At 56.1% G+C, this 15,441-nt stretch carries 14 protein-coding genes; 9 read left to right on the top strand and 5 right to left on the bottom strand.

Going from position 1 to position 15,441, the window contains the following annotated elements:
* Positions 1 to 319: 319 nt before the first annotated feature.
* Complete coding sequence (locus tag M0D67_RS24650) at positions 320 to 829, bottom strand: zinc-binding dehydrogenase (protein ID WP_308112592.1); 510 nt, start codon at positions 827 to 829, stop codon at positions 320 to 322.
* A gap of 697 nt (positions 830 to 1,526) precedes the next feature.
* Between M0D67_RS24650 and M0D67_RS24655 the strand changes: the two genes are divergently transcribed.
* The gene (locus tag M0D67_RS24655; protein WP_266240067.1) at positions 1,527 to 2,246 is read left to right on the top strand and encodes a hypothetical protein; all 720 of its coding nucleotides are present in this window, start codon (positions 1,527 to 1,529) and stop codon (positions 2,244 to 2,246) included.
* 291 nt (positions 2,247 to 2,537) lie between these two features.
* Here M0D67_RS24655 and M0D67_RS24660 read toward each other — a convergent pair whose 3' ends face one another.
* On the bottom strand, positions 2,538 to 3,191 hold the full coding sequence (locus M0D67_RS24660; RefSeq protein ID WP_266240069.1) for a TetR/AcrR family transcriptional regulator: 654 nt from the start codon (positions 3,189 to 3,191) through the stop codon (positions 2,538 to 2,540).
* 1,164 nt (positions 3,192 to 4,355) lie between these two features.
* On the opposite strand from M0D67_RS24660, the gene M0D67_RS24665 reads away from it, so the two are divergent.
* The gene (locus tag M0D67_RS24665) at positions 4,356 to 5,321 is read left to right on the top strand and encodes a LysR family transcriptional regulator (protein WP_266240071.1); all 966 of its coding nucleotides are present in this window, start codon (positions 4,356 to 4,358) and stop codon (positions 5,319 to 5,321) included.
* A 304-nt stretch (positions 5,322 to 5,625) separates the two neighbouring features.
* Here the strand turns inward: M0D67_RS24665 and M0D67_RS24670 are convergent, their stop codons facing one another.
* The 3 genes from M0D67_RS24670 to M0D67_RS24680 are packed head-to-tail and all read right to left on the bottom strand — an operon-like array spanning position 5,626 to position 8,352.
* Entirely contained in the window at positions 5,626 to 6,576 is a 951-nt protein-coding gene (locus tag M0D67_RS24670) for a 3-hydroxyacyl-CoA dehydrogenase (RefSeq protein WP_266240073.1), read from the bottom strand.
* Position 6,577: 1 nt separating this feature from the next.
* On the bottom strand, positions 6,578 to 7,279 hold the full coding sequence (locus M0D67_RS24675; RefSeq protein ID WP_266240075.1) for an SDR family oxidoreductase: 702 nt from the start codon (positions 7,277 to 7,279) through the stop codon (positions 6,578 to 6,580).
* 26 nt (positions 7,280 to 7,305) lie between these two features.
* Positions 7,306 to 8,352, bottom strand: coding sequence for a cyclase family protein (locus M0D67_RS24680; protein WP_266240077.1), 1,047 nt, complete (start codon positions 8,350 to 8,352; stop codon positions 7,306 to 7,308).
* Between the two features lie 398 nt (positions 8,353 to 8,750).
* Between M0D67_RS24680 and M0D67_RS24685 the strand changes: the two genes are divergently transcribed.
* The 7 genes from M0D67_RS24685 (at position 8,751) to M0D67_RS24715 (ending at position 15,423) form a co-directional block, all read left to right on the top strand.
* The gene (locus tag M0D67_RS24685; RefSeq protein WP_266240078.1) at positions 8,751 to 9,956 is read left to right on the top strand and encodes a substrate-binding domain-containing protein; all 1,206 of its coding nucleotides are present in this window, start codon (positions 8,751 to 8,753) and stop codon (positions 9,954 to 9,956) included.
* 4 nt (positions 9,957 to 9,960) lie between these two features.
* The gene (locus M0D67_RS24690; protein ID WP_266240079.1) at positions 9,961 to 10,797 is read left to right on the top strand and encodes an ABC transporter ATP-binding protein; all 837 of its coding nucleotides are present in this window, start codon (positions 9,961 to 9,963) and stop codon (positions 10,795 to 10,797) included.
* Positions 10,790 to 11,524 carry an ABC transporter ATP-binding protein gene (locus M0D67_RS24695; RefSeq protein ID WP_266240080.1) on the top strand — a complete coding sequence of 245 codons (735 nt, stop codon included), beginning with the start codon at positions 10,790 to 10,792 and terminating at the stop codon, positions 11,522 to 11,524. Before M0D67_RS24690 ends, M0D67_RS24695 begins: the two co-directional genes overlap by 8 nt.
* A 50-nt stretch (positions 11,525 to 11,574) precedes the next feature.
* Positions 11,575 to 12,639, top strand: a complete 1,065-nt coding sequence (locus tag M0D67_RS24700) for a branched-chain amino acid ABC transporter permease (RefSeq protein WP_266240081.1) — start codon at positions 11,575 to 11,577, stop codon at positions 12,637 to 12,639.
* 16 nt (positions 12,640 to 12,655) lie between these two features.
* Positions 12,656 to 13,726, top strand: a complete 1,071-nt coding sequence (locus M0D67_RS24705; protein WP_266240082.1) for a branched-chain amino acid ABC transporter permease — start codon at positions 12,656 to 12,658, stop codon at positions 13,724 to 13,726.
* A 51-nt stretch (positions 13,727 to 13,777) separates the two neighbouring features.
* Positions 13,778 to 14,677 (top strand): MBL fold metallo-hydrolase, encoded by a 900-nt coding sequence (locus M0D67_RS24710; protein WP_266240083.1) that lies wholly within the window; start codon positions 13,778 to 13,780, stop codon positions 14,675 to 14,677.
* Positions 14,678 to 14,784: 107 nt separating this feature from the next.
* Positions 14,785 to 15,423 (top strand): glutathione S-transferase family protein, encoded by a 639-nt coding sequence (locus M0D67_RS24715; protein ID WP_266240084.1) that lies wholly within the window; start codon positions 14,785 to 14,787, stop codon positions 15,421 to 15,423.
* Positions 15,424 to 15,441: the final 18 nt, after the last annotated feature.

Here is a 15,441-nt window from a genome sequence, read left to right on the forward strand (position 1 = left end):
TCTTTTCTGGCCAGCACGCAACCCATCGAATTTCGGCCACGTTAACTTGTTGTGATCGATCGCCACAGTCGCACACACGAAATGGCGTGGCGACAACATACCGTCCACATAGCTGCGCTGTTTCCGCCGTCCTTGTACCGATCTGACAAATATAGGCGACAGTTGATTTCGCTCAATTGAGAACAGCTTCGCTGCGCATAGCCCCAAAAAACCTTCACCTTATCCCTAACTCACGAGTCTTCGCAGCACCAGAATCATTAATGCAGCGCCCAAGGCTTGCGGCATCCCGACCTAGAGATTACTTTGGCGCCAAGCTCGCTCAAGGTGTAACGACCACCTTGCCGATCTGCTCGCGGGCTTCGATGAACCGATGAGCGTCGGCGATTTCGTCGAGTGGGAAGGTTCGCGCGATGACGGGACGCAGCGATCCATCCGCAATGCGGTCGCCGACAAAGCGCTTCTTCAGTGCGAACTGCGCGTCATCGCGCATTCGAGCAGTCAGCGCGGCGCCACGAACTGTCAGGTGGCGGGCGAAGATGTCGAACGGATCAATCACGGTTGCATCGGTCGCGAGCGCGCCGTACAACGCCGGCGGGCCGCCATTCGCGGTCGCTTTCGCGAGTTGCGCGAAGCCTTGGCCTCCGGCCGGATCGAACACGAGTTCGGCGCCGCGGCCACCGGTAAGACGCCCGACCTCCGCCGCCACATCTTGCGACTCCGACACCAGGGAGGCACCAAACCTACGCAACACCTCCGTCTTAGCGGCGCGTGAGCGCGATTGGCCGCGCACCCAGAAGGTTGGCAATCTGGATTGCCGCGAGGCCGACACTGCTAGACGCGGCGGGAATCAACACTACCTGCCCTTCCTGCAGACGTCCGCCCGCGACCAGACCAGACCACTCCACGCCGTGCCAAAAGCGGACCAGATGGCGGCCGCCTCGACAAAATCCAACCGGTCAGGAATCTTGACCAGCGAGCGCGCGGGTGCGATTGACATCTCACGCTGGGTTCACCGACGCGCTATCAAAGGAACAGTGCGATTGTTTAGCGCAGCGTACTTCAGAATTCAAAGTTGACTGCTGTCTTTCCGAGGACTTGGAGGTAACCTTAGTGCCACTGTAGGCAGGCGCCTCCCTCGTGGGTCAGGCCGTCGCGATGCGCACGAATCCCGGTTTCGCCGAACATGCTTGAGTCAACCAGTTCAACCACCTGATGGCCACCGGTTGAGCGTTGTTTGAGCAGCGGGCAGGCCCGGCGCAAAGCCATGTCGTCGCTTGGCCAGTTCAGGTACTTTCTCCGTCAGGCGCAACCGGCAGCGCGAAACAATCCTCGGGTTCGCTCTACTAGGTTCGCCCGGCAAGGCGAACTGATCGGGCCGGTCGAGCCGCGGCGAGCATGACCAACGGATTCGTCGCTGGAAACTGTAACCCGAAGCAGCTAGTTGCATCTTCTGCGATCGCTGCGCTAGACGCAATTTCTACCGCGGGTTTGCCCGCGCGATCATGTTTCGAAAAAGGAACAGGAAAATGTCCGACCTTCTTGAGCTAGCAATTCAGTCGCACGGTGGCATGGAGCGCTGGAACGCGTTCCAGCGTTTGACGGTCGACGTGTCAGTGGGTGGTGTCCTATGGGCGCTCAAGGGGCAACCGAATCTGTTTGATGACAACCGCTATGAGGCGCAAACGCACGTACAAGAGGCGACAATCTATCGTGTCGGTGCGCCAGACCGCCTTGTTCACTTCACGCCACAGCGGCTTTCTCTGGAAACGGAGTCAGGCGAACTCATTCAGGCACGCGACGATCCGCGCGCTGCCTTTCAGGGTCACGCAAACGAGACGCCCTGGGATGTCCTTCATGCTGCCTATTTCGACAGCTATGCGCTTTGGACCTATCTTAATCAGCCGTTTCTGTATACCTGGCCGGGTTTTGTGACAGAAGAACTGGAACCGTGGCATGAAAACGGTGAAACCTGGCGCAGACTCAAAGTGACGTTCCCTGACTCGGTGACAAGCCACACCCGCGAGCAGGTCACCTACTTTGGCCCTGACGGACTGATGCGTCGGCATGACTATGCGGTGGACGTGCTCGGTGGGACGTTTGGCGCACAATACATTGGTGACTATGTCGAAGCGAACGGCATCATGGTGCCAACGCGACGCCGCATTTTCCCGCTGGCAGAAGGGAATCAGGCACTGCCCGAGCCGCTACTGGTCTCCGTTGATATAACGGCTCCGCGGTTTGCCTGACTGTGCCGTGCTAACGCACGGCCACCGGCCGATCAGCGCTGCGTCTCGCAGCGTTGCTGTAGTCCTGCGCGCAAGATAACTGAATGAATATTTCGAACGTAGTTCACCCCAGTGTCTCCGCCCATGTCTTTGCCTCTGCCCGAACTGACGAGAAGTTGCGAGGAAACAGCGTGATCCTCTTCAGCGATTTGTTACTGTTCAATTTCTGGCTATGGACAGACCCAACCCTTATGTACAACGGCTAGGTATGTCGTCATCTTTCAAATCAAGGAGCGGCAGGCTTGATGAGCGTTACTGGGAAGCGCCACGGGTCGTCTGGCGCTGGACCCGGGAAGCGACCGGTCGATTTGTGCCGGCTTTCTCGATTTCTACGGTTGGCCGGGTTAGCAGCGGAAAAATGACGGCAAAGAAATCATCCAGAGGCTCCCGGTTAACAGCAATTTTCATGCGAACGACAGCGCCCTCCCAGCTGTTAATCATGAAACGTGCGGTCGTATCAACATCCAGTCCGGGCACGATGCTGCCATCGCTCTGTCCCGCTCGAATCGTAGCGGCGACGGTGTTTGCCCAGCGTGTCAAAGACTCGGCTAGAGCCTGACGCACCAGCGGCATGTTGTCGGAGCATTCTGCGGCCAAGTTCCCGATTAGACATCCTTTGGCGTAGCCAAAGCCGGCATAACGCGACGCCAGAAATTCGAAATGACTGCGCAGACGCCCAACCGGTGCAACGGAGATATCGGAAAGCAACTCTCGCCGGGAACCTGCGGTATAGATATCGAGCGCTTCGACCGCCAGCAATTCCTTGGCCTTGAAATAGTTATAGAACGAACCCTTCGGCACGCCCGCCCTATCAACTATGTCCTGAACGCTGCATGCGCTAAAGCCCAGTTCGTGGAAGCATTCCAAGGCCGCGCTAACAATTTTCTCGCGCACTTTAGACACCATACATAACCTCTCCATGTTCAGAGCATACAACTGTTGCGACCACTCGCTCCAGCGTCGCATCGACAGTCCGCATACGAACAACGCAGTCCCGCGGTGTGCGGCTTGCCGGTCGGGCGGAATATCACCTGGATTGTGGTGGCGCCTTAAAAGTTAGCGGTCGCGACGCCTGCTCGGCCCGCAGCGCTCATCATAGGCACCTCCATCCGCTCCACTCGCGAGCGTGGTTGCGGAAGCTTGACCGTTACGCCTTCAGATGAGGCAATTGCACTCTCGATGCAGTCACTCGATGAATTTCAACAATATCGCTACCTCCATGACAGCGACCAAGGGCGGCACCTACATCCATGCAGAACGCAAACGTATTCATTTAGCCCCTGGTCCTGCTCCACTAATGCCGCCTCGAAGGGTCGCTTCAGTCCTGACTCACAAGGCGGCCGCTGTCCGGCTGACTTCGACAACCGGCGAGCAGTCTGACGCAGCCACCAAACCCCGACCTCAACGAGAGGAGTTGACTTTTAAGACGACCGGTCATATTATAAACCATCCAATGAGACATTTCAGGTGGAAATCTTTGCAGCACCATCGAAGCATCATTAAAGGGAGCATCGCCTATAGCTTGCGCAGCGTTACTGTCGGCGCATAGGTCGCGAATGTAGATGGTCGATACATGAGTTGACGGGGGCAAAGGCCGATTGATGACGTGCCCCTCTCTTTGACTGTTCTCGCCAAACTATCGATGAGAGTGATACACCAACGTGTGGCGTGCAATGGACATGCATCGATTAGACGCTATTGTCTCGCTCGAAGTCGTTCGTAGAAAGCCGTCACCACAACGGCCCGCCTTTCGCGCTGTGCGGCAAGCGTTGAAGCAAATCGAACCGAGCTGCCGATTGTCCGCCTGCACGTCGTCCGACCCCACGGGCGCCCCGCCGGTTTCCTCCTCAACGGACCTCCACGCGACTGAGCGCAAGTTGAATCCAAGTGTTTCGACCAGACTATCCGCTCTGCGAAATCGCACGAAAGTCGCGAATGACGACAAAGATTGGCATAAGTGCCATTCCAAGCAGAGGCGGCTCGTGAAGCAGCAACCTGGAGATGTCCAGATTGCGTCGACCACGAGCGTCGTCGCGGCAACAAGAGTAAGAGAAGGAGAAGGAGACGGCCATGGACGTAAGGGTAATTCACTATTTCATCAGCGTTTTTGAAGAACGCAGTTTCACCAAGGCAGCCGAGCGGATGCATGTCGTGCAGTCAGCATTGAGCATGCAAATTCGAAATCTGGAAGAAGAGCTAAAAACCCCCCTCTTTCAGCGCGCACAACGTGGATTGGAACCCACAGTTGCTGGGCGCAGATTCTATGAACTTTGCGTTCCGATTGCGCGTAGTATCGCCGCTGCCAAGCAGGAGCTGGTCGAATTGGCACAGGGAACGTCAGTTGTCGGGTCAATGCGAATCGGGTTGACTTCATCAATGTGTCAAAACGTTCTGGGAAATGTGCTTGGCGACTTTCATGCGCTGTATCCGCAGGTCGAGATCATCGTGACTGAAGCGTACGCGCGTGACATCACGGACCTGGTACAGGCCGGAGAACTCGATGTTGGCCTAGGCGCCCTACCTTTGGACAGCAACAGTCTATCGTGTCGGCTCGGTTTCACGGACGAATACGTTCTGGTCTCCGGACACCCCATAAACGGCCCGTCGCTCACACCCTGCGACCTCTCTCTGATGAAAGACCTTACGCTCGTTATCCCATCCGACCGCCACCTATTGGGCACGACGATGCGCGGCCATATTGCCAGTGGGCGCATTTCGCCAAAGAGTGTAGTCACAATTAACGGTATGGTGGCCACTCTCGAGAGCGTCCGCCGTTCGGACTGGGGTGCTATGTGCCTGATGAATTCCGTCGTGGACAAGCTAGAAAATGCAGACACATACATCTATCCCATCACAAATCCACATACCGTTTTCGATCTATACCTGCTGCACGATCTTCGGAAGCCACTAACACCCGCAGCTCGCATTTTTATTGAAATGTTTGGAAACCGGCTCAAAGAAGTCAGGACACTCTGGAGTGGTGCTTCTTCACCGTTGAGTGTCAGGCGCCCCCTGTCCGAGCATAGGACCCACTAACCCAATCGTCGCCCGCAGCGTGCACCGGAGCGAAACAAAAACGCAATTGGCTCACAAACTGGGACTATTCAATGTGTCGAAACTGCTGCTCTGGGGCCGGCAGTATTACTGCCACGTCGTTTGCGAGTAAACACGGCAATTTTCAAACAGCTCGCTCAGGGCGCGTTCGCTTCGGGTCCCGTGTCGACGTCCGACCACATGCCCTCCCGCCTCAGTAATGCGCTAGACATTTGAAGGATGTGTTTGGCGGCGGGTAACTCACCCAGGACCAAGGTTCCCTGGCAAGTCACCCAACGACAATTCGTCATCCAAAATCAGCTTTATTGCGATTGCGAATCAAGGCCATCAGGTTCTGGTCACGCCAGACAACGCGCTCGTCCCATTGTTCGATCGGCAATACGGCGCGCCGGGCGGCGGCAACCTTCTCGACCAGAGCCGGGGTCCACGGGTCATGCTGCCCCCGCTCAGCCCCCATCCGCTCATATGCCGGGCCCATCTTTAGAGCGTGCGATGCTATGCCGCCCCGAGTATTCAGGTCAACCGTCTCGAACGGTCCGATAACCGACCAACGTAAGCCGAGGCCGTCCCGCACTACCGTATCAATCTCGCCAACAGTCGCTACGCCGTCCCTCACCAAACAATACGCTTCACGCAACAACGCACCCTGCAAACGATTAAAGACGAAGCCTTCCAGCTCCTTTTTGACCACAATCGGCTTGAGTCCGCAGTCCTGATACAGCGACAACGCGCGCTCGACCACGTCCAATGATGTAAATGGCGCCGGTACAAGCTCGATCACGGGAATCAGGTACGGAGGATTACCCGGATGGGCAACGAGGCACCGGTGCCGTCCGCTCAAGTTCCCAACAAACGAAGACGTGGTCAATGCAGATGACGCGCTAGCAAGAATCGCGTCGACCGGTGCGATCGCGTCGAGCTCCGCGAATAACACCTCTTTCAGTTCGACGCGCTCCGGGGCGCATTCCTGAATCAGGTTAGCACCCGCGGCTGCCTGTTCAAGCGTTGCAACGATCTCGATGCGGCCCATCAGCGCGTCTACCGGCTCGCTCAACAATCCAAAATTGTCGAGCTCCCGCAGGCGTCCTATCATTTCCTCAGGTACGCGTTCGCGCCGTTCCGTGTCCGGGTCATACATCCGGACGATCCACTTTGCTCTCGCAAAAACGATCGCGAACGCTACGCCAATGCTACCCGCTCCGATAACGGCCGCTTGAGTTGCCAATTTATTACTCATATCAGACTCCTGCCAAACCGACCGTCATTCCACCGCAGACGTACAGCACCTGACCGGTCACAAACCCACTGCGCTGGTCCAATAGATATGCGGCTGCATGTGCCACGTCGTAGGGCGTTCCCATTCGCTTGACAGGCACGTTGTCAATGATCGCCTGGGTGCGCGGACTCTCCGGAGGATTTGCCCGGTCGAACAGGTCTGTGCGAATCGGACCCGGACCAATTGCGTTGGCGGTGATGCCATGCCGTCCCAATTCAAGCGCCCACACCCTGGTCATGCCGATCAATGCGGCCTTGGTTGCGGCATAGGCCGAACGAAGTTCTTTTCCGAGCGCCGCGCGCGAAGACATATTGACAATCCGTCCGAAACCGGCCGCCATCATCCCCGGAAGGACTGCTTGCATACACTGCATCGCGCAGCGCACATTCAGCGACCAGGCAAGTTCGAGTTCTGCAAACGTCTGCTCATTCGCACTCGCGGGACATACCACACCGACGTTGTTGATGAGTCGAGTAATCGGCCCATTCCTCAACGCCTCGTCAAGCGCATGTGCGGTTGCCACCGGGTCCGTCAGATCCGCGATAAGACCATCGCCGATCCGGTCGATTATCTCAACCTCATAGCCATCGTCTCTACATCGTTCGGCGCACGCTGCGCCGATTCCGGCAGCGCCTCCCGTGATCAATACTCTTTCTTTAGTCATACTCTGCTCGGCTGATATCAGAAACGCTAGACAGTGGCAATCGGCGTGACCGGCGACCCCATCGCGCCCGGTAGGCGCAGCGGCGGCGCAGTCAGCATGAAATGAGAACGCTTGTTAGCGCGTAGCCATTCAGCCAATTCCTGCAAATGCCAGAGCTCGCCCAAAGGCAAGCCCAGTTTGAAGAGGCAATGATGATGCAACGGCAACAACGGATGGTTACCGCTTACCGGCCGGGCCGGATAGCGCTCGACCGCGTAGTTGTCAGCGGCAAGCGCGGCGATACCGGAATCAGTGATCCATTGCAAGAGACGCTCATCTCGTCCATCCAGCGCGCTGCAATGCGTGTCGAGAACGGCCACATCAGGGCTACGGTTCATTTCGAGCACCATCTCCGCGAAGCCGGTGCGCAGCAGTAACATGTCGCCTCGATCGATCTGAACCCCGTCCGCCTCGATTACAGACATGAGATCGTCGTATCCAACTGTCCGATACTCGCGGCCGTAATGAGAGACGAGATCAAGCAATACACCCCGCCCTTGCATTCCTTTTACCGCCAGATTCTCGATTCCGAGTGCGTCGGCATGGCTGTGTTCGCTGGCGCAGGCGTGCGCGTTGAATGCGTCGTCAGCGCGATAGTCCACCGGCCCGACGATATCAACGTTCGCTTTGTAGCCGTTGTAATAAACGCTTTCGGCAACACCATCGCCATCGGCGTCGAAGAGCGCGCCAACGTGCGCGAGCGAATCCCATTGCGTCGAATACTGCAGACTCAACAGAACCTGGTCGTCGCTGATCACGTCGGTTGCCTGCTCATCGATACGCGCAAAAGGAAAGTTCACGTACGCCAGATCGTCCTTCATGGTCGGCCGCAAAACTGGAGGTCGACGGCGAACATTTAGCTTGCTCTCCCCGGGGTAGTCGAGCGGCAACGAGAGACAGAAACTAAGCCCCGAACGTATCTCGGCAGCGCCTTTCAACACTTGATCCGCACTGATCAAGTTTGGGCGTCCAAGTTGATCATCCGGTCCAAAATCGCCCCAGTTCGCCCCATCCGGCCTGTTCTTCCAACGCATGTGTATGTCTCCATGAACTGTCACAGCGGTACTGACATGATCGGCATTCACACGCCGCGCGTGCTCGCGACCAAGCATCAGGCCCCCTGCCGAATACGGCACGGCGCACCTGGGGCCGGAGCCGAGGCCGATGTCGTTTTATCCCGCCAAAAACATACTACTTGGTATGTTTCCAATTTGCAAGAAGACGTTTCAGTCAGAGTTGAGCCTACACACGCAGGCAACACCGGCTACAGGTCGCGCGGTGACGCATCATCAAGACTGATGCGGTGCATCAGCCTAAATCGCTTGTTGAAAGTCTCCGGAACATTCATCTTGCGGTAAGGCTCACGCCTAAACAGCCACTCACGGTCCGCCGCGCATCAGGCCAAGCGATTCAAATAACCAAAGAGACACTCATGTTACAGATCTGGAAACTCTGTGGCGCAATTGCCACCGCAGCCACGATGACAATCGCTGGAACATCGGTCGCGATTGGTCAAGAAAAACCGATCAAGATCGCGCTGATCGCGAGCAAGACGGGGCCGTTAGAGTCCTATGCCAGAGACACCGAACGAGGGCTACGTCTCGGTTTCGAATACGCGACTCAAGGGACCATGACGGTTCTGGGCCGAAAGATTGAAATCATCGTCAAAGATGATCAGATGAAACCCGAGTTGTCGAAGTCGCTTCTAACCGAAGCCTATGCCGACGACAAAGCCGACATTGGCGTGGGCACTTCGTGGTCAGGTGGCGGGCTCTCCATGGCACCGGTCGCGGCTGAGTACAAGAAGATTCTGATACTCGAGCCTTCGATCGCGGATTCGCTGACAGGTAAGGACTGGAATCGCTACCTGTTTCGCGCGAGCCGAAATTCAACTCAGGATGCACTCGCCAGTGCAGCCGGACTCAAGAAAGGCGACAATATCGCTTTCCTCGCGACGGACGACGTCTACGGCCACGACGGTGTGAACGCATTCAAGGCCGCACTCGCAGCAAGCAAAAGCAGAGCGAAGATCGTCCAGGACGAATTCGTGCCGCTTTCGACTTCCGATTTCACTGCGCCCATGCAACGCATATTTGACGCGATGAAGCCGCTTAACGGCCGCAAATACATCGTCGTGATATGGCGCTCCCCCAACCCGATCCGCAAGCTCTCCGACCTGAATCCAGGGCGCTACGGAATTGAATTCCTATCCATTGGCGGGGCAAACCTGGATAACCTGCAGACATGGAGAGGACTTCAAGTCAGCGGCGGAATCTTCTACTACTATGCTTTCCCGAAGAACGCGATGAATGACTGGCTTGTTGCCACGCACACGAAGCGTTATGGCATGCCGCCAGATATGATGGCTGCGGGAGGGTTCATGACTGCCTCGGCCATTGTGACAGGATTGAAGAAGGCCATGTCTGCCGATTCCGAAAAGCTCATTCCGGCGATGGAAGGAATGGAATTCGACTCGCCAAAAGGGAAAGCTACCTTCCGCCGGCAGGACCACCAAGCAATGCAGTCCGAGTATCAGTTCCGCACGAAGGAAGCTTCCACCGGTAAATGGGATTTGTTGGAACTTACGCGCGAAATTCCCGCTTCGGAAATTGTTGTTCCGATCACTACGAGGCAGTGATCTCATGACTTCCAGCAGCCCACATGACGCAGTGCCAAAGCAAAGCGACGTCCCAGCGCTGTCCACGACGTCGCTGACCATCCGCTTCGGAGGTCACGTCGCCGTAAACAGCGTTACGACTCAGTTTTCACCCGGCACGCTCACGGCGATCGTCGGACCGAATGGTGCGGGAAAGACCACCTTCTTCAACCTCCTCTCTGGACAGCTGAAATCCACTTCCGGACAGATTCATTTCAAGGGCGAAGACATTACGCGGCTCAACGTAGCGAAACGTACACGCATGGGCATCGGCCGCGCCTTCCAGTTGACCAACCTGTTTCCGCAGCTCTCGGTCATCGAGAACGTCAGACTGGCCGTGCAAAGCCGGCACAGAGCGGGCTTCAACGTGACATCGATGTGGAAAAACCGTGCTGACCTGATCGAACAGGCGAACCACTACGTCGCACAGGTAGGGCTAGCGCCACGAAGCAACGAACTCGCCGCCCAATTGTCCCACGGCGGGAAACGAAGACTTGAGGTCGCCATCCTTATGGCGTTGGAACCCGAGATTTTCATGTTCGATGAACCGACTGCTGGAATGAGTGCAGACGAAGTTCCATTGATTCTCGATCAGATCAAGCGACTCAAGCAACAAGGCGACAAGACAATCCTGCTTGTGGAGCACAAACTGAACATCGTCCACTCCCTGGCTGACCGCATTATCGTCCTTCACAACGGCGAACTACTTGCAGATGGACCGCCGGCCGTTGTCATGAGGTCGCAAATCGTCCAGGAGGCATACCTCGGAGCCAAACGCCCTGTGGCAAAGCGCGGCACGCAGGAGGGGCAGTCATATGCATGAGTTCGCCGTAGCCGCCGACAACCCATTACTGGAGCTGCGTGGCGTCCATACGCACATCGGCGAGTATCACATCCTTCAGGGTGTCGATATGTGCGTCCCGAGGTCCGGACTCACAGTGCTATTAGGACGCAACGGCGCGGGAAAGAGCACTACACTCCGAACCATCATGAATCTGTGGGCCGCGAGCGCCGGAACCATACGTTTCGACGGTGAAAACATCGAAGCGGTGCAGACACCAGATATAGCTCGCCGCGGCATTGCGTTCGTGCCTGAAGATATGGGTATTTTTTCGGATCTTTCCGTTCAGGATAACCTTCGCCTTGCTTCAATTTCGGGCCGGCTAAATCAGGCGCGGCTGGACTGGATTTTCCAGCTGTTTCCTGCCTTGAAGCGATTCTGGCTACGTCCAGGAGGAACGCTCTCCGGAGGCCAAAAGCAGATGGTTGCAATCGCACGCGCGATTATTGAGCCGCGCAAGCTGCTGCTCATAGACGAACCGACCAAGGGTCTTGCACCGTCCATTGTTGACAACCTAGCGGAAGCGCTCATTGAATTGAAGACGCACGACACCACCATTCTGCTTGTCGAACAAAACTTCAACTTCGTCCGCTCCATTGGTGACCATGTTGCGGTCATGGACGACGGCCGGATCATACACTCGGGCAGCATGGCGACGTTGTCCACTGACGAGACGCTGCAAGAGACGCTACTTGGCCTTCAGGCCTGACGTTGCCCCCCACGCATTCCCTCTTGCGACCCAATCATTCCGGAGTACCGATGGCCGTCCCTGATACTTCATATGACACCTCCCCCGCACCATTGACACCCTCAAATCGTGCTGCGGATTCCACGCTGATGCTTCCAGGCCGTACTCGCGACTGGGCTCCTCATTTTTTGATCCTTGCGTTGATCGCCGTCGCGTTTCTGGTCGTCCGGAGTGTTCCAACCTGGATTACGCTGACCGTCGCCGCGCTCGCGATGGGCATGATGCTGTTCGTCATGGCAAGTGGTCTGACGCTGGTTTTCGGCTTGATGGATGTAATGAATTTCGGACACGCAGGTTTCGTTGCGGTGGGTGCATATAGCGCCACTCTCCTCGTCGGCCCTGTGAATAATTTGCTGACGCGTTCGTCCACCTTATCCGACTTCGAAAAAATTGGCATCATCCTGCTTTCTTCAATGACGATTACCGCGCTGGTCGGATGGATTTTCGAGCGCCTTTTCATCAAGCCGGTCTACGGAAACTATCTTAAACAGATTCTGATTACCATCGGTGCGCTCATTATTGTCGAACAGGCGCTCTTGGTAGTCTTTGGTGCGAATCAGATGCTGCTTCCAAGGCCGGAGACACTTCGCGGCTCGCTCGCCATCGGGAACGTTTCTATCGAGCGGTACCGGCTCGTAGCTGTCAGTCTCGGCGCTGTCGTTTTCGTGTTCTTAACGCTCCTGCTCAACTTCACTCGTATCGGGCTTTTGATCCGTGCCGGCGTTGAGAACTACGAAATGGTCGAGGCACTTGGCTATCGCACCCGTCGAATTTTTGTCGCAGTCTTTGTTGCAGGATCGGCACTCGCGGGACTCGGCGGAGCGATGTGGGGGTTCTACAATGAGCAGTTCACTTTCGCAATTGGATCGGATGTATTGGTACCAATTCTGATCATTGTCATCATCGGTGGTCCGGGGTCCATCACGGGTTGTTTTATTGGTGCCATATTGGTCGCACTGGTCAGCAACTACGTCAACTTTCTGATGCCGGATCTGGCGCTGATCTCGAATATCGCCGTCATGATGCTAGTACTGCTCTGGCGTCCACGAGGCCTACTGCCTCTCAGTAAACACTAGCCACGGGTGATCCAGAATGTTTAACCAGGTCTTATCCGGCGATTTTCCGCGCAGTCGACTTCTCAGCGTCCTGCTGGTTGTGATTTTTCTCTATCTGGGGACTGCACCTTTTCTCTTTTCGGGCGTCCGCCCAATCAACGTCGCAGCGACGACGTGCGTTTTCATTGTCCTCGTTGCGTCCTTCGATTTACTTCTCGGATATTGTGGCGTGGTGTCATTTGCTCACGCCATGTTCTATGGCATCGGCGCCTACGGGACGGCGATAGCGATATCCAGGATGGGGCCGACCTGGAGCGCGATCGCGCTAGGAACATTGGGTGCGGTTGCAGTATCTGTCGTTGTGGCGCTTCTTATCGCACTCATTTCGTTACGGGTGAAAGCGATTTTTTATAGCATGATGACTCTGGCAATATCAGCTGCTTTCGGGGCCTTGGTGACTCGTATGAGCGATATAACAGGAGGGGACGACGGACTCAACTTCCGTCTGCCGGAGTCATTGACCCCAAGCTTTCGATTTTTCGACCACGATATCCTCGCAACAACCATAAACGGAAAAGTAGCGGTTTACTACATCATTTTCTTCAGCACAATGATCCTCGTCTTTGCGATGCTACGCATCGTGAATTCGCGCTTCGGTCGTGTCATGGAGGCAATCCGTGAAAATGAATTTCGAGCTGAAGCAATCGGATATCACGCTCTGACTTACCGTGTCACGGTGAACTGTGTGGCCGCTGCGATCGCGACATGCGGCGGAGTTCTGATGGCTTTGTGGCTTCAATACGTTGGTCCACAGTCCATTGTCGGCTTCGACGTCGTTCTGAATATATTGCTGATGGCCGTCATTGGCGGACTCGGTACGATCTACGGCCCGATCGTGGGTGTAGCATTGTTTGTCATAGCCGAAAACTACTTGCAGAGTCTGATGACCAGCCTGGCACCATCCCTTGCCTCACATGTTCTGATGGCCAGGCTATTTGATCCAGACCGCTGGCTCTTGTGGTTCGGCATCGCATTCGTCCTCTCCGTCTATTTCTTCCCAAGTGGAATTGTCGGCAAGCTACGCGCGTCGAAGCGTGGCTTACTTTAAGAAATGTGGCAAAACCGGTAGAACGTTTTCGTTTCAAGGAAGGAGTTTTTCATGATTCATACAAGGAAGATTGGATCGGCCACGCTCACCGTGGTGCGAGAGTACTCAGGTCCCTCACATGGTCCGAATCAGTTGCTTCCCGAGGTAGACCTGGCGGTCCTTGAAGCGAACAAAAATTGGCTCGCACCCGATTTCTGGATTCCCAGAGTAAACAAGTTTGTCGTGGCGCTGCATAGCTGGCTGCTCCAGGTTGACGATAAAGTCATTCTCATCGATACGGGCGTCGGAAACGGCAAGGAGCGCCCTTCCTTCGAGCGGCTGCACCGTCTCAACACGCAGTATCTCGGATGGCTCGAGGCGGCTGGCGCTCCCGTTGAATCGGTTACACACGTCATTGCGACGCACCTGCATGCCGATCATGTCGGATGGAATACGCAATACGTCAATAACGAATGGGTACCAACATTTCCTAACGCGCGCTACTTGATGCCTCGTGAATGCCTTGAGTACATGAGTGAAGCTTACAAAGACAACCCGACTCACGGGTACAGCCTCGCTTATGCGGACAGCGTAGTGCCGTTGCTTGAGCGCGGCCTGGTGGACGTCTTCGAATCGACTGACTTACTGCTAGATTGTCTTCAGGCCGAACCGGCTCCGGGGCACATGGTGGGACAAGCCAGTCTTCATTTCGAGTCTGAAGGACAACACGCCATGTTTTGCGGCGACATGATTCACCATCCTATTCAGGTTTTGCGCCCTGATTGGAACTCATGCTTCGATAGCCACCCTGAACTGGCTCGGGATACTCGCCGGCATTTACTCGGCCTGGCGGCCGACCGCAACGCGCTATTGCTTCCCGCGCATTTCGGCAATCCGCATTGTGGCTATGTCCGACGCGCCGGTAGCGGCTTTGCGTTCGAATCGGCGCCGTGGCCAGCCTCTACGATCTGACCGGGAAAACCTGATGCGCCACGCCATCGATATCCAAAGTCTGGCAGCAACTTCTCCTTAGTTTGATCACGTGCCGTTCACCCGGCCATCCACGTAAGTAACAACACATGTCTAATACGCTTCCAGTTCGCCCCATTCGCTTCTACCGAATGGCCACGTCGGGCCACTGTCATCGAGTAGAAGCTTTAATGGGCATCCTTGGACTGCCGTTCGAGCCGATCGAAATCGACCTACGCCAAGGTGATCAGCGCCAACCCGCCTTTCTTGCGCTGAATCCCTTTGGGCAGGTCCCAGTGATCGACGACAACGGCGTAGTTCTCGCCGACTCGAATTCGATCATGATTTACCTTGTGCAACGCTACGCGCCTGGCTCATCGTTGTGGCCCGATGACTCAGCCACGGCCGCCCGCATACATCGCTGGCTTTCGGCCGCCGCAGGCCAGTTGGCTTTTGGTGCGGCTGTCTTGCGCTTCGTCACCTTGCTTAAGCTATCGAAGCCCTGCGACGAAGAAATAGCGCGCGCGACAACGTTGTGTAGTCTGATGGAGCAGGCTCTGGAATCGGGCGGGGACGGGGCGTTCCTAGTAGATGGCATACCCACCCTGGCGGATCTCTCCATGTATGCTTATACGAAGCATCTGCCCGGCAGTGGTGTCCCGCTCGACAACTACCCTGCAATTCGCGCCTGGTTACCCCGAGTCGAGGCAATTCCCGGCTTTGTTCCGCTACGGGGTGGCCTTGAGTGAGTTCGACAATCCTAACTG

It is taken from the genome of Paraburkholderia sp. SECH4 (genome assembly GCF_030511745.1).
Lineage (GTDB): Bacteria > Pseudomonadota > Gammaproteobacteria > Burkholderiales > Burkholderiaceae > Paraburkholderia > Paraburkholderia madseniana.

Bases quoted from the DNA above. Each gene is read 5' to 3' on its own strand.
- M0D67_RS24655 (WP_266240067.1), top strand. From the start codon at position 1,527: ATGTCCGACCTTCTTGAGCTAGCAATTCAGTCGCACGGTGGCATGGAG.
- M0D67_RS24660 (WP_266240069.1), bottom strand. From the start codon at position 3,191: ATGGTGTCTAAAGTGCGCGAGAAAATTGTTAGCGCGGCCTTGGAATGC.
- M0D67_RS24665 (WP_266240071.1), top strand. From the start codon at position 4,356: ATGGACGTAAGGGTAATTCACTATTTCATCAGCGTTTTTGAAGAACGC.
- M0D67_RS24670 (WP_266240073.1), bottom strand. From the start codon at position 6,576: ATGAGTAATAAATTGGCAACTCAAGCGGCCGTTATCGGAGCGGGTAGC.
- M0D67_RS24675 (WP_266240075.1), bottom strand. From the start codon at position 7,279: ATGACTAAAGAAAGAGTATTGATCACGGGAGGCGCTGCCGGAATCGGC.
- M0D67_RS24680 (WP_266240077.1), bottom strand. From the start codon at position 8,352: ATGCGTTGGAAGAACAGGCCGGATGGGGCGAACTGGGGCGATTTTGGA.
- M0D67_RS24685 (WP_266240078.1), top strand. From the start codon at position 8,751: ATGTTACAGATCTGGAAACTCTGTGGCGCAATTGCCACCGCAGCCACG.
- M0D67_RS24690 (WP_266240079.1), top strand. From the start codon at position 9,961: ATGACTTCCAGCAGCCCACATGACGCAGTGCCAAAGCAAAGCGACGTC.
- M0D67_RS24695 (WP_266240080.1), top strand. From the start codon at position 10,790: ATGCATGAGTTCGCCGTAGCCGCCGACAACCCATTACTGGAGCTGCGT.
- M0D67_RS24700 (WP_266240081.1), top strand. From the start codon at position 11,575: ATGGCCGTCCCTGATACTTCATATGACACCTCCCCCGCACCATTGACA.
- M0D67_RS24705 (WP_266240082.1), top strand. From the start codon at position 12,656: ATGTTTAACCAGGTCTTATCCGGCGATTTTCCGCGCAGTCGACTTCTC.
- M0D67_RS24710 (WP_266240083.1), top strand. From the start codon at position 13,778: ATGATTCATACAAGGAAGATTGGATCGGCCACGCTCACCGTGGTGCGA.
- M0D67_RS24715 (WP_266240084.1), top strand. From the start codon at position 14,785: ATGTCTAATACGCTTCCAGTTCGCCCCATTCGCTTCTACCGAATGGCC.